This window comes from Jeotgalicoccus coquinae, assembly GCF_014207425.1.
GTDB lineage: Bacteria > Bacillota > Bacilli > Staphylococcales > Salinicoccaceae > Jeotgalicoccus > Jeotgalicoccus coquinae.
The window spans coordinates 131,068-144,641 of the sequence record NZ_JACHFF010000002.1 but is presented as its reverse complement, the minus strand read 5'-3'; the positions used below and the strand labels follow the sequence as shown (position 1 = coordinate 144,641).

At 40.7% G+C, this 13,574-nt stretch carries 15 protein-coding genes; 10 read left to right on the top strand and 5 right to left on the bottom strand.

Annotated features, from left to right (window positions below):
• Positions 1 to 14: 14 nt before the first annotated feature.
• Positions 15 to 1,115, bottom strand: a complete 1,101-nt coding sequence (locus HNR41_RS07270; protein WP_184283213.1) for a hypothetical protein — start codon at positions 1,113 to 1,115, stop codon at positions 15 to 17.
• Positions 1,116 to 1,309: 194 nt separating this feature from the next.
• Here HNR41_RS07270 and HNR41_RS07265 point away from each other — a divergent pair, with 194 nt between their 5' ends.
• Positions 1,310 to 2,038, top strand: coding sequence for an SDR family NAD(P)-dependent oxidoreductase (locus tag HNR41_RS07265; RefSeq protein ID WP_184283211.1), 729 nt, complete (start codon positions 1,310 to 1,312; stop codon positions 2,036 to 2,038).
• 54 nt (positions 2,039 to 2,092) lie between these two features.
• Here HNR41_RS07265 and HNR41_RS07260 read toward each other — a convergent pair whose 3' ends face one another.
• Positions 2,093 to 4,054 (bottom strand): fructose-1,6-bisphosphatase, encoded by a 1,962-nt coding sequence (locus tag HNR41_RS07260; RefSeq protein ID WP_184283209.1) that lies wholly within the window; start codon positions 4,052 to 4,054, stop codon positions 2,093 to 2,095.
• A 150-nt stretch (positions 4,055 to 4,204) separates the two neighbouring features.
• Here HNR41_RS07260 and HNR41_RS07255 point away from each other — a divergent pair, with 150 nt between their 5' ends.
• The gene (locus tag HNR41_RS07255) at positions 4,205 to 5,020 is read left to right on the top strand and encodes a PepSY domain-containing protein (protein ID WP_184283207.1); all 816 of its coding nucleotides are present in this window, start codon (positions 4,205 to 4,207) and stop codon (positions 5,018 to 5,020) included.
• A gap of 43 nt (positions 5,021 to 5,063) precedes the next feature.
• Here HNR41_RS07255 and HNR41_RS07250 read toward each other — a convergent pair whose 3' ends face one another.
• Together HNR41_RS07250 and HNR41_RS07245 are read right to left on the bottom strand one after the other, a co-directional pair.
• On the bottom strand, positions 5,064 to 6,092 hold the full coding sequence (locus HNR41_RS07250) for an acyltransferase family protein (protein ID WP_184283205.1): 1,029 nt from the start codon (positions 6,090 to 6,092) through the stop codon (positions 5,064 to 5,066).
• 176 nt (positions 6,093 to 6,268) lie between these two features.
• Entirely contained in the window at positions 6,269 to 6,556 is a 288-nt protein-coding gene (locus tag HNR41_RS07245; protein WP_184283203.1) for a YerC/YecD family TrpR-related protein, read from the bottom strand.
• A 144-nt stretch (positions 6,557 to 6,700) separates the two neighbouring features.
• Here HNR41_RS07245 and HNR41_RS07240 point away from each other — a divergent pair, with 144 nt between their 5' ends.
• The 8 genes from HNR41_RS07240 to hisIE are packed head-to-tail and all read left to right on the top strand — an operon-like array spanning position 6,701 to position 13,033.
• On the top strand, positions 6,701 to 7,507 hold the full coding sequence (locus tag HNR41_RS07240; RefSeq protein WP_184283201.1) for an ATP phosphoribosyltransferase regulatory subunit: 807 nt from the start codon (positions 6,701 to 6,703) through the stop codon (positions 7,505 to 7,507).
• Positions 7,504 to 8,109, top strand: coding sequence for an ATP phosphoribosyltransferase (hisG, locus tag HNR41_RS07235; RefSeq protein ID WP_184283199.1), 606 nt, complete (start codon positions 7,504 to 7,506; stop codon positions 8,107 to 8,109). Before HNR41_RS07240 ends, hisG begins: the two co-directional genes overlap by 4 nt.
• On the top strand, positions 8,106 to 9,338 hold the full coding sequence (gene hisD, locus HNR41_RS07230) for a histidinol dehydrogenase (RefSeq protein WP_184283197.1): 1,233 nt from the start codon (positions 8,106 to 8,108) through the stop codon (positions 9,336 to 9,338). Before hisG ends, hisD begins: the two co-directional genes overlap by 4 nt.
• A gap of 1 nt (position 9,339) precedes the next feature.
• Positions 9,340 to 10,326 (top strand): pyridoxal phosphate-dependent aminotransferase, encoded by a 987-nt coding sequence (locus HNR41_RS07225; protein WP_184283195.1) that lies wholly within the window; start codon positions 9,340 to 9,342, stop codon positions 10,324 to 10,326.
• Positions 10,319 to 10,903: an imidazoleglycerol-phosphate dehydratase HisB gene (gene hisB, locus HNR41_RS07220; protein ID WP_184283193.1), complete on the top strand. Its 585-nt coding sequence runs from the start codon at positions 10,319 to 10,321 to the stop codon at positions 10,901 to 10,903. Before HNR41_RS07225 ends, hisB begins: the two co-directional genes overlap by 8 nt.
• Positions 10,904 to 10,950: 47 nt before the next feature.
• Complete coding sequence (locus HNR41_RS07215) at positions 10,951 to 11,652, top strand: HisA/HisF-related TIM barrel protein (RefSeq protein ID WP_184283191.1); 702 nt, start codon at positions 10,951 to 10,953, stop codon at positions 11,650 to 11,652.
• Positions 11,649 to 12,413 (top strand): imidazole glycerol phosphate synthase subunit HisF, encoded by a 765-nt coding sequence (hisF, locus tag HNR41_RS07210; RefSeq protein WP_035809823.1) that lies wholly within the window; start codon positions 11,649 to 11,651, stop codon positions 12,411 to 12,413. Before HNR41_RS07215 ends, hisF begins: the two co-directional genes overlap by 4 nt.
• The gene (hisIE, locus tag HNR41_RS07205) at positions 12,410 to 13,033 is read left to right on the top strand and encodes a bifunctional phosphoribosyl-AMP cyclohydrolase/phosphoribosyl-ATP diphosphatase HisIE (protein ID WP_184283189.1); all 624 of its coding nucleotides are present in this window, start codon (positions 12,410 to 12,412) and stop codon (positions 13,031 to 13,033) included. The genes hisF and hisIE overlap by 4 nt, the downstream gene beginning before the upstream one ends.
• Positions 13,034 to 13,391: 358 nt before the next feature.
• Here hisIE and HNR41_RS07200 read toward each other — a convergent pair whose 3' ends face one another.
• Entirely contained in the window at positions 13,392 to 13,550 is a 159-nt protein-coding gene (locus HNR41_RS07200; RefSeq protein WP_184283187.1) for a hypothetical protein, read from the bottom strand.
• Positions 13,551 to 13,574: the final 24 nt, after the last annotated feature.

The following is a 13,574-nucleotide window of genomic DNA, read 5'->3' as shown; positions in this document are numbered from 1 at the left end:
CTCCTCTCTTATGCTCAGCTGGAATCCTCATCTTCATCCTGAAGTTTATTGTAACGGTAACTCTGACGATATGAATAAGTCACACTGCGGACTTTATCTTCACTCTCTGCGGTAGAGCCGAGTGCCCCTGCGAACATGCCGAGAGAAGTTGTAAACCAGATCAGGTTGATATAGTTCATTACGGTAAAATCTGTATCTGCCTGTGTCCAGTCATTAAAAATCTCCGGCGGTACAAACATGGTAATGGATATTGTAAGTAAAATATAAAGAATAATGTAGTTGGCTAATGTAACGAATAAAAGTGTCATAAATGTTGTCAGATTATAGATCCGGCGGTAATGAGCTGCTGTTCTTGTCGATGATTTCTCCCATAATTTATGTGCGTATATCAGCCAAAACACCATACCTGTAATAGAAAACAGCATTAAAGCAACCAGACGCCACGGCTGATAATCCATACTGAGGTCCCAGGGAGTTGAGAATATAGCGATATATGTGCCAGAGGCAAAAGCCAGTGATACGAGCGTTTTAAAATTAGTGATGATTGACCACGGTTCGTTAATATATGTCATGCCTAACATAATTTTAAACCAGCCTATAACATATGATTTAATAATGTAACGGTTGGTGCTTTCATTATCTTCGATGGGGGTTTCCCGGGAAATATTCATAACCGTTGGAGTTGAGAGTTCACTGCTTTTAAATGACGAGCTGTTCTGGTCATATTCGTGCATATATTCGAGATGATGTATAACCATTCGTTTTAATTTCCTTTTTAAAATAAAGAAACCGAGAGCAGGAAGTGAGAGCAGCGACACGGATTTTTGTGAATCAAACTCTGATACGACCACTTTGTTCTCAGACAAACTTGGCAGGTCGATAATACCGATAACATAATCCCACTCATTTTTTTCTTTAATCTTATCCATTCGGTGAAGAGTATCGTTAATGTATTCTGAAGAACTCGTCAAAGGACTGACTTCAATTTCAAATTTGAATGTACAGTTGTCGTCGACATATTTTCTTGCGATTTCGGGCAGGTCTTCAATAATTTTTTCAACTAGCGTTTTCGGTATTCCCGGTGCAGGAATAAGACCTACTGTAACTGAAGTCATGAAATTCTCCTTTCTGCGATGGATTATGTAAATGATATGTCTCTGAAGTATTACCCTTTTTTACAAATTTTAAAGATATATTTGTCTAATGTGAACAATTTCACAACTTGATTTCAGCGATTATTACTGTATTATCAGAAAATTTAAATGATACAATGTAATTAAGAAAGAAATTAACTTTGGAGGTAATATAAATGGCAAAATTACAAGATAAAGTCGTCGTTATCACAGGTGGAATTTCAGGAATCGGTAAAGCATCAGCAGAGTTATTTAATAAGGAAGGTGCGAAATTAGTTCTCGTAGATTTGGATGAAAGTAAAGGAAATAAAGTTGCGGAAGAATTTGGCGGAGAAACAATTTTCGTACAGGCAGATGTAACGAGTGAAGAAGATGCTAAAAGAGTATTTGATAAAACAATAGAAAAATTCGGACGTGTCGATATTCTGTTTAATAATGCAGGTATCGGTGCAACGAAGCCGACACACGAAGTATCTTATGCTGAATATCGTCAAACGGTAAATGTAGATTTGGATGCAGTATTCTTATTCTCTAAGCTGGCAATCGATTATTTCCGCGAACAGGGCAGCGGTAATATTATCAATACAGCGTCAATGTACGGCTGGATCGGTGCAGCGGGGAGCGCTGCTTATAACGCAGCAAAAGGCGGCGTAATTAACTTAACACGCTCATTAGGTGTTGAGTATGCAAAAGAAAACATCAGGGTAAACGCATTGTGTCCGGGCTTCATCGACACGCCGATTATTCCGGCAGAAGTGAAAGAGGCATTGGCTGAAAGCACTCCGATTGGACGTCTTGGAACATCAGAAGAAATGGCTAAAGCAGCATTATTCTTAGCATCAGATGATTCATCATTCATGACAGCAAACACATTAACTGTAGACGGCGGATTTACAGCACAATAATATATAACGACAAAAAACGCTCATATTGCTATGAGCGTTTTTTAATGTTTGAAGTTAATTAATATAACGGTGTTTCATTAAATCTTTCAGCATATCGATTTCATATCTCAGACGTTTACCGATTTCTGTATCCCTTACTTTCTTACGCTCAAGTTCTTCATCGACTATTCTTCTGACTGCGAGCACATCGGATTCATTTTCCAGCACTTTGTCTTTGGAGTTGAATTCCTGATGGGCAACCAGCTGCATGCCGTATGAGTTGAACAGCAGCGTATATCCGGCTATACCTGTTGTAGACTGATAAGCTTTTGAAAACCCTCCGTCGATAACAATCAGTTTACCTCCTGCTTTAATAGGATTTTCTCCTTCTCTTTCTTTTACAGGTGTGTGACCGTTTATAATATGCCCATCCACCGGATCCAGATCGAATTCTTTTAAGAATGCTTCTGCCATTTCAGGCTGTTCACGTAAATAGTAGTATGGGTTTTTTTCTTCTTTATGTGTTGTCTTGTCGCTGATAAAGTAACGTTCAAACGTCGTCATGGCACGTTTGCCGAATAGTGAGGATTTCTTGCCTGTCCATAAGTACCAGATTAAATCGGTAGCAAGATCTTCTGTATCATCCAGGTTAACGAATGCGCGGCGTAAATACTTCTCAAACTGATCGAGAAGTGCTCTGCCGTAATAGAATTGACCATCGATTTCCAGGCCTTCCATTTCACAGTTTTCCGTCACGGGAATACAGCCGTGAATCAGCAGGTTGCCGTTATAACGCAAGTACAGGCTGCCTTCTTTCATCATGAAGTTCATATGGCGTTTAAGTTTTTCAGACTGCTGCACTGAAATCAGCAATGTATTCATAACGTTCTGCTCTTCTTCGGTAAGAGCTGTAGGATTTTCCCGGTTTACAGTGGAGAAACACGTGTTTTCAAGTGGATAAACTTTGCCGTCCACAGTGTACTCCATCGTGTCGTAATTAATATTCTCAAGTACTAAGCGATCATCCATTTCGAAGCTGGGACGTCTTTTAATAATCGGTGCTTCCAGTTTAAACTGAATCATCGATATCGCCTGCTGAACTTTAGTCATCTGAAGCTGTTCGTGCTCTGATAATATTTTGTCTGATGTTTTCTTCGGATGGAATGCAGGATTATCATCGTAGTATTTATCTGCGAGCGTAAACAAAGGACGGAGATTAATGCCGTATGCATCTTCAATAATGTCCAGGTTATTGTAGCGTGCACAGATGCGGATAATGTTTGCAAGACATACTTTGGAACCGGCAAAAGCACCGAGCCACAGTACATCGTGATTTCCCCATTGAATGTCGACAGAATGATAATCAATCAGCGTATCCATAATTTTATCGGGTTCGGGTCCGCGGTCGTAAATATCACCGACAACGTGCAGGTGATCGACGACCAGTCGCTGAATGGTGAAAGCAAGACCGGTGATTAATTTATCAGCCTGACCCAGTCCGATAATTTCATTTAAAATACGATCGTAATAACGTTTCTTGTTATCGTGTTCATCTTTTTTATACAGGAGTTCTTCAATTATGTATGCAAACTGCTGAGGCAGTGCTTTACGCAATTTGGAACGTGTGTACTTTGAAGAAGAATGAGCAACAAGTTCGATCAGCTGTTCAATCTTGGCTTTATACCAGTCAGCCAGTTCCTCTTTATCTGTGAACTGGTTTTTAATAAGCTTCAATTTTTCCTCCGGATAATAAACAAGTGCTGCAAGTTCGCTGAGCTCATCTTCCGTCAAACAGTCTTTCAGCAAATCATCAATTTTAACTTTAACATTACCGGATCCGTTCCGGAGCACGTGCTGGAACGACTGGAACTCACCGTGCAGGTCACTGACAAAATGCTCAGTGCCTTTAGGCAGCTCTAAAATAGACTCCAGGTTTATAATTTCAGTCGCAACTTTTTCTTCTGAATCAAACTTTTCAGCGAGGAGCTGAAAATAACGTGATTTATATTCTGCATTACTGTTATCTGGTACAGTCACTGGTTAACACTCCTATTGTTAAATCTTATAATACTTCCATTATATCCATAACTTTATAAATGATAAATGGTTTATCCCTTTATATAAATATGTTTGTCTGTAACGGCAACAGGATATTATAAGACTAAGACGTTGAAAGGAGAATTCACAATGAAAATAAAAACAATTGGACTGCTGCTGTCCTCAAGTTTAATTCTGGCAGCATGCAGCGGTGAAGATGATGATTCAGCGAATACGGATCCTGAAGGTGCAGCATTAACTGAACAGGAAGCATCAGATGAAGGTGAAGAAACAAGTACAGAGCACGGGGGTACTGAACAGGATGCTGCAACAGAAGAAAACACAGCGGATGAAGGCGAAGATAATGATGAAGCATCGGATGAAGAAACATCAGCAGATCCGTCAGGGGCAAATGATCCGAATACCGAATCTGAGGAAGATGGTGAATCAGGTTCAGACGAAAACACAGAGTCTGAAGGTTCATCAAACGAAGCTGGTACTGATACCAGTCAATCAGGCAATAAGACAATCGCACTTGAAGACATCAATCTGATGGCAAGCGATGCACTGTCAATTGCCGAAGGTGAATTCGAAGGCGACCTGCATGACATTTCATTTGAACAGGAAAATGGTGAATGGGTATATAAATTTGATATGAAAAACGGCAGCGAAGAAGCTGAAGTAATTATTAACCATGAAACAGAAGAAGTCGTGGATGTTAAAACAGACGACGACAATGATGATGATCAGGATGAAGTCCTTGATTACGGTTCATTAAACGAAGGATATGATGCAGTCGATGAAGCTGTTGCAGACCTTGGCGGCGGCGAAGTTAAAGAATGGTCATTAAGTATGGATGACGGTACTCCTGAATACGACATAGATCTTGAGTATGAAGGACAGACACACGAATACACTATTAATGCAGAAACATTGGAAATTCTTCAAAGTGAAAAGGATGACTAATAATTAAACGGCAAAAAGACGCCTGTATACGGGCGTCTTTTTTTCATCTCGATATATAAGGCATAGCCAGCTGTCTCTCTTTATAAAGTTTAAACAGCACATTGTGACTTGGTTTCTCCACATAATTCAGTATCAAGTGTGCAATGACAAGACTGATTCCGAGCGGAATAACCAGAAATACTTCATGCAGGAATCCGAGTGATTCCAGCTTTTGAATAATTACATAGCCTATATTCTGGTGAATTAAATATAACGGGAACGATAATGCCCCGAGATATACCAGTGTATCGGATTTCAGCCACTGCATTTTATCATTCAGTATCAGATAAAATACAAAGATGAAAAACACAGTGAATAAACCGTTCGTCATTCCTTCAAATGAAAAGTCATAAATCAGTGAAGCGGCAATCATAAGGTAATATTTCAAATGATTGCCATGCTGCCAAATGTAGTAAAACATAATTCCGATGATAAACATCTGACAGTAGTTCGACATTGAGAACTTTTCAAGCAATGCAGTTGTTTCTGTACCTGCAATCCCATTTGTAATTTGTATCAGCGCAGATACTCCGAGCCAGATACCGGTAAACAGCATAACTCTCTTCTGCAGATTAAAAATCAGAAGCAGCGCCATTAACAGATAGAATGTCAGTTCCACACGGAGTGACCAGTACACACCATCGACGTTTTTAATACCGAAGAAGTCCTGAAACATGGTCATATTAATAAACGTATCGACTACCCCTGTTTTAAGCGTATCGACAGATGACAGACCGACAATGAAAGCTGTTACGATAATCGCAAATATATAAGTCGGATACAGTCGTATTGCTCTTTTCGTTAAAAAGTCTGATGTTGATTTTACTTTTAATACCGACATGTAAATAACGAAGCCGCTGATTATAAAAAACAGCTGGACTCCGTAATGTCCGAAAGACAGTATATCGATATAGTTCTCTTTTAAATGTCCAAATTTCTCATCATAAAAAACAATATAGTGATACAGTACGACGACCATAGCAGCGATGCCACGGAGTGCGTCAATTTCAGTAAATCTTTTCTTTTCAGCCATTTTGATATCCCTCATAGTCCGACAGAGCTTTATATATACTCTGCGTATTTTGCGGTGTTTCAATGATTGAATCACTATATATCATCCGTACGCCGGAATTCAAATAAAAAGCGGCTGTAATAAAAAAAGTTGTGAACTTGTGTTCACAACTGTAGAAAATAAAATAACGCATATCGTTATTTTATTCTGTCCAGAACAGTGCGATAGCCTTCACTGCCATAGTCCAGACAGCGTTTTACACGCGATACAGTGGCGCTTGATGCGCCTGTTGTCTCCTGAACTTTGGAATAAGTGTTACCTTCATCAATAAGTTTTGCAACCTGAAAACGCTGCTTCAAGGCAACAAGTTCATTGGAAGTGCAAATATCGTCAAAAAACTTATAGCAGTCTTCTTTTGTCTCGAGCGACAAAATGCCATCGAACAGATCATCCAGTTCCTGACCTTTTAATTTATCTATCTGCATAGCCTCAACTCCGTAAAAATAATTGTATAAACACTTTAACATACTAAAGTGATAAAGAAAATGGTTGTGCAGATGAAATATCTTTGTTACTATTTTATTTATTGGTAATTCTTTATCTCGCTAAAGTGCTAAAGGAGAGTATTTATGACAAACAACAAATTCATTTTGCAAAGATTGGCTCTTGGAGAAAAATATATGAGTCTCCTGGATGAAACAGGCTACACCCTGGTTGATATGAACATGATAGAACCATTTTCCATGGATGATAAATATCATCATCCGACGAGTGTCGTATTTGAAAGAAACAACGCAATGTATGCAATCCGCAGCGACTGGACACGTACATTGCTGAATTTCAACAGCAACTTTTACTCAGACGATACACGTTTCGGTTATTTCGGACCGGTTGTCAGAGAGAACGAATCGTTCTATCAGGCAGGAGTCGAAATTTATAAAGTCGGGGAAGAAGACATTATAAATGCGCTCTTAATGCATATGGACTTTGTTGAAGAATGTGCAGAGACATCAATTAAAACACTTGTTATAAATAACGATCAGCTGATTGATTTGTTCATTGAAAAATATGAACTGCCTGATACAGTGCGTCAGCTAGTCTATACAAAGAATATCTCAGAACTTCGTGAGCTGCTCGGCAAAGATCACGACTTATATAAAATAATGAGCGCGAAAGTCAGCGATCAGTTTAAAATGGTCAGTAGTATTTTTGGAGATACAGAAGTGATGCAGGCAATTTCACACTTAAAAGAAAAAATGGCAGACGAAGAAACAAAATTCATCCTGGATCTGTCATTCCGTTCACCGCAAAACTATTATAACGGTTTATATTTCCAGGCATTTTTAAATTCAAACTCAGCAATATTAAGCGGCGGAGAATATAACAGTAATGCATTCGGCATCGCACTAAACCTGACAGACGGAGGGCTTTTATGATTACAGTAGCATTATCCAAAGGACGTTTGTTTGATGACTTCGTTTCATATCTGGAAAAATATGAACTGTATAAATACAGCAAAGTGTTAAAAGATGAATCACGTGCACTCTATACGATTGTTGATGACATCCGTTTTATCTTTGCAAAAGGACCCGACGTTCCTGTCTATGTCGAACGCGGTGTAGCTGATATCGGTATCGTCGGCAGTGATATTATTGAAGAAGAAGTATTCAGCTACTTAAACGTATCAGGACTTCCATTCGGCAAATGCCATTTCGCACTTGCGGGACCGCCTGATGTTGAACATTTCAACACGGTAGCTTCCAAGTATACGAATATTTCGAGAAAGTACTTTAACGCACAGCAGCAGCCTGTATCGCTGATTCATCTGAATGGTTCAGTGGAACTTGCACCAATACTCGGTCTGGCAGACGGTATTGTGGATATCGTCCAGACAGGAAATACGCTGCGCGATAACGGTCTGATTGAATACGAAAAGATTCTCGATGTACAGGCACGTCTGATTGCGAATAAGCAGACGTTCTATACGAAAGAGGACAGCATCTATGAGTTTTTAAACGAAATTGGAGTGATTGAATGAATGCGGAGACGTTTAAACAAAATTTTACGGCTGAAGACAGCACAGATAAGGAGAGCTTAGAAAATGTACTCACTATAATAGAAGATGTCAAACGGAACAAAGATGAGGCATTAAGAAAATATACTGCTCAGTTTGACGGCCGGAAAATCGAGGAATTTAAAGTGCCTGTTGAAAAACTGAAAAGCAGTTTTGATAACTTAAGCAAACAGGAACAAAATTCGCTGATACTTATTAAAGAACGTATTGCCGACTATCAGCAGTCGATAAAATATAAAGATTTTGAAGATGGTGAGTTCTCTTATGTTTATCATCCGCTGGAACGTATCGGCATTTACATTCCGGGAGGTACAGCGTTATATCCTTCAAGTGTACTGATGACAGCAGTTCCGGCTGCAGCGGCCGGAGTAGAAAATATCGTTGCTGTAACGCCGACATTTACAGAAGGAAATATTACATTCGCCGCTTTGTATCTTGCAGGCGTTACTGAAGTTTATACAGTGGGGGGGGCCCAGGCTATAGCCGCACTTGCTTACGGTACAGAGTCTATTAAGAAGGTCGATAAGATAGTCGGTCCCGGTAACAAGTACGTTGCTCTGGCGAAAAAACAGGTATTCGGTGATGTCGGTATCGATATGATCGCAGGACCGAGTGAGATTCTGCTGTACGTCGATGAATCAGCAGATTATACAGCCATAGCATACGATATTTTTGCACAGGCTGAACACGACGTGAACGCACGAACTTTCCTGCTCTCAGATAATCAGGATGTTGTTGACGGCATTCAAAGTGAAGTAGACCGTTTGATCGACACTCAGGTAAGAGCGGATGTTATTCGTGAATCACTGAAAAATAATCATTATCAAATTACTGATACACAGGAAGCCCTGATAGAAGTTATTAACTTCATTGCGCCGGAACATGTTTCTATCCAGCATACGGATCAGCAGGCAATCAGCCGTAAAATCCGTTATGCCGGAGCGGTCTTTATCGGCAAATACTCACCGGAAGCAATTGGTGATTATGCAGCAGGGCCGTCACACGTACTGCCGACCAATCAGACCGGACGTTTCAGTCACGGACTGAATGTAAATGATTTTTTAACAAGTCATGCAGTGATTAACCTGAAAGAGGGAACATATAATAATATCGCACATGCTGCGAAGACAATTGCGAAAAAAGAAGGGCTCGATGCCCACTATGAATCACTAAATATTAGAACGGAGCGATAATATGATCAGTATGGACAGAAATACTTCACCGAAGTCACCACTTTCAAAAGAACAGATTATTAAGGCGGTCAACCGTACAAATATTGAAGTGTATCCGGAAGAGGAACTGACACGTTTCAAAAGACTGTATGCAGAACGTAACGGTTTTTCACCGGAAAACATTGAAGTGGCAAATGGTTCGGATGAATGGCTGCAGAAAATTATTATGACACTGGGGAAAAATGGTGTAATGTCACTGAATCCGGACTTTTTCATGTATCAGATTTATACCAATCAGGTGGGATTCCGGTATTACTCAGTACCGTCCCGTGAAGATTATTCGTTCGATTATGATTTAACAATCAGTGAAATTAAAGCTAAGAAACCATCGGTATTCTTTATTTCCAATCCGCATAATCCGACAGGCGTACTGCTGCCGAGTCATTTTATTAATGAGCTTGCGGATGCAATGAAATCGATTGGAGGATACTTAGTAATTGATGAAGCATACGGTGAATTTGCACTGGATCACCCGGTACCGGAAGGCGAGCACATCATTATCGTCCGTACGATGAGCAAAGTATACGGTCTGGCAGGCTTAAGAATCGGTATCGTTATCGCAAAAGGAAAAACTTATGAAACGATTACGAGAATTAATCACCCGTATCCGTTAAACAGTTTAACTTTAAATTTGGGCAGTGAAATACTCAGCAATGAGGCTCAGCTGAACGACTGGTTTGAATACCAGAAGAAACTGCAGCAGTCGCTTGCTGACGCATTTGAAACAGTGCGCCGCCACATAAAAATTAAACCCACGCATACAAACTTTGTATTTACTTACGGTGACAAAGCGAAAGATTTATATGAATATCTTTATAAAAATGGCTACAGGGGCAGAGTGTACGATGAACCGAATTTAAAAAATGCCGCACGTTTTTCAATTATCGATGAAGATGAGTATCCGAGACTGAAAGAACTGATTACAGAGTGGGGGAAATCGTATGACTAGGTACAGCAAAGACAGAGAAACGGAAGAGACAAAATTAAGTGTTGAAATAGATGATGAAAAGGACTTTAAAGAGTCTGAAATAGATACGGGCATCGGATTTTTTGACCACATGCTGACACTGTTCAGTTTTCACTCGGAACTGTACGTAAATATTAAGGCGGAAGGTGATCTATACGTTGACGGTCACCACACTGTTGAAGATATCGGTATAGTGCTCGGTCAGCTGCTGAGAGAGCTGTATGCTGAAAAAGAAAGCTATCAGCGCTACGGTTCAATGTACCTGCCGATGGACGAATCACTTGCACGTGTCGTGCTTGATTTATCAGGCAGACCTCACCTCAGCTTTAATGCAGTTATTTCGAGAGAGAAAGTCGGCGACTTTGATACGGAACTTACAGAAGAGTTCTTTAATGCAGTCGCAATGAACTCGAGAATGACACTGCATATCGATCTTTTAAAAACAGGCAACTCACATCATGAAATCGAAGCGATATTCAAAGGCTTTGCACGCAGCCTGAAGATTGCACTGAAGGCTTCAGTTAGTGGCGTACCATCTTCAAAAGGTGTTATTGAGTAGAGTAATAATATACAGATTAAAACAGCATAGGAAAAGGGAGTTTTCACATGAATATTATTCCGGCGATAGATTTAATTGACGGTCAGAACGTCCGTTTGTCACAAGGGGATTACGAGAAAAAATCACAGATGAAAAGAACGCCTGAAGAAGCACTCGAGTTCTATGCAGGATATAAATCGGTAACGAGAATTCACGTCGTTGATTTAATGGGTGCACTGAAACAGGAAGCACTGGAATCAAATCTTGTAAAAAAACTGTCAGAGCAGTCCTCACTGCCGCTTGAAATCGGCGGCGGGCTGCGTTCACTTGAAACAATCGGGAAGTATCATGAAATGGGCGTTGAGTATTTTATACTCGGCACACGTGCAATTATTGATGTGCCGTGGCTGACTGAAGCGGTTAAAAAATTTCCCGGGAAAATATTCGTGGGCGTGGATGCAAAGGAAGATGACATTTACATTAACGGATGGACTGAAAACAGCGGCGTTAAAATAGATGAATACTTAGCTGAAATCGAAGCATTGGACCTGGCCGGAATTATCTATACGGATATAAATAAAGACGGTATGGGACTTGGGCCGAACTTTGAAAATACAGCACGAATTAACGATTTAACCCGTCATAAAGTAGTCGCAAGCGGCGGTGTAAGAAATAAAGCAGATCTTGATAAGCTGGAGAGTCTTGGCATAACCGAGGCAATCGTAGGTAAATCCAGTCACACTGATGAATTTTGGGAGGGGATTGAATAATGCAGAAAAAAATAATACCATGTCTCGACGTTAAAGACGGTGCAGTAGTTAAAGGTGTTAACTTCGTCGACCTGCAGCACATCGGCAAACCGGCGGAGCTTGCTGAAAGATATAACGAAGAAGGTGCAGATGAACTTGTCTTCCTGGATATCTCGAAAACTCAGGAAGGCCACGCACTGATGCTTGATGCGATTCGCGAAACAGCAAGCGTGTTATCAATTCCCCTGACAATCGGCGGCGGTATCAAAACAAAAGATGATATTAAACAGCTGCTTGAAGCAGGAGCTGATAAGGTCAGCATTAACTCTGCAGCATTATCCAACCCGGAGTTTATCCGTGAAGCAGCAGAAGAATTCGGCAGTGAAAGTATTGTTATTGCTGTAGATGTCAAGTTCAGCAATGACCTTGAAGACTACTATGTCTATACACACGGCGGTACGAAACGTGCAGATAAAAAAGCAGCAGAGTGGATAGCTGAGTGCGAACAGCTCGGAGCGGGAGCACTGCTGATTACAAGCATGGACCACGACGGTGTGAAGAGCGGCTTCGATCTTGAGTTTTTAGAACAGGCAGCAGACATGGTCAGCATTCCTGTTATTGCGAGCGGCGGTGCCGGCAGCATCGGTCACTTTAAAGATCTTTTCGGCAGAACGAAAGTAGCTGCAGGACTTGCAGCATCAATATTCCATAGAGAAGAAGTGCAGATTGGTGAGTTAAAACAAGCGCTCGCTGACGATGGATTCGAGGTGCGTGTGCAGTGAAACCGGATTTCAGTAAAAATAACGGGCTGCTGTCAGTCATACTGCAGGATACGAATACAAAGCAGGTGCTGATGAACGGCTTTATGAATAAAGAAGCTTTTGAGAAAACGAAAACAGACAATGTCGTCTGGTTTTACTCGCGTTCCAAAGAACGATTATGGAAAAAAGGTGAATCGAGCGGTAACGTGCAGGAAGTTGTTTCAATGCAGCTGGACTGCGATCAGGACGCACTGCTGATAGAAGTTGTGCCGCACGGTCCAACATGCCACACAGGCACACAAAGCTGTTTTAACGATGACTATTTCAGCCTGCAGACGCTGGAGCGCACAGTACAGAACAAAATTCAGAACCCTGAAGAAGGATCTTACACTAAATATTTAATCGATAAAGGTGCCGATAAAATCCTGAAAAAATGCGGTGAAGAGATGACGGAAGTTATTATCGCTGCGAAAAATAAAGATAAACAGGAACTTGTCGATGAGACGAGTGATCTTCTGTATCACATGCTGGTGATGCTGAATAATGAAGGCGTATCGCTGAAAGACGTCGAGAGTAAACTTGAAGAGCGGCACGGTGAAAAACAGGAATACAGTATTCGTGACGATATAGAGAAGTGGTAGAGTTGATGTGAAGAGTGAAGCGGAGAACCTGAGGGGTTTTCCGTTTTTTTGTGCAGGGGTAGTGTTTGGAAGTTCTATGAGCGCTCATCATAGGAATCCGGAGAGTTTGGAAGTTCTATGAACGCTCATCATAAGAATCCGGAGAGTTTGGAAGTTCTATGAGCGCTCATCATAGGAATCCGCAGTGTTTAGAAATTCTATGAGCGCTCATCATAGGAGTCCGGAGTGTTTAGAAATTCTATGAGCGTTCTTCATAGAACGCCAGAGCAGCATCGCTCCAGCACCATCCGCAAAAAACCGCTCAAAATCCCGGCAGACGGAATTTCAAGCGGTTTATCAAACTTTATCTTCAATCATATTACTTTTTTCTTCTGACGGATATAACAACTTCGTCATCGCCGAACATACGGCGGCATATTTTTCGTGCATCGATTTGATTGCGCGCACAGATTTCCTGCGTCGCAATTCTGTTATCTTTTTCTACAGTTATTTCAAACCGTTTCGTACCGCATCTCATAAATTCTCATCCTTACTAATTTCT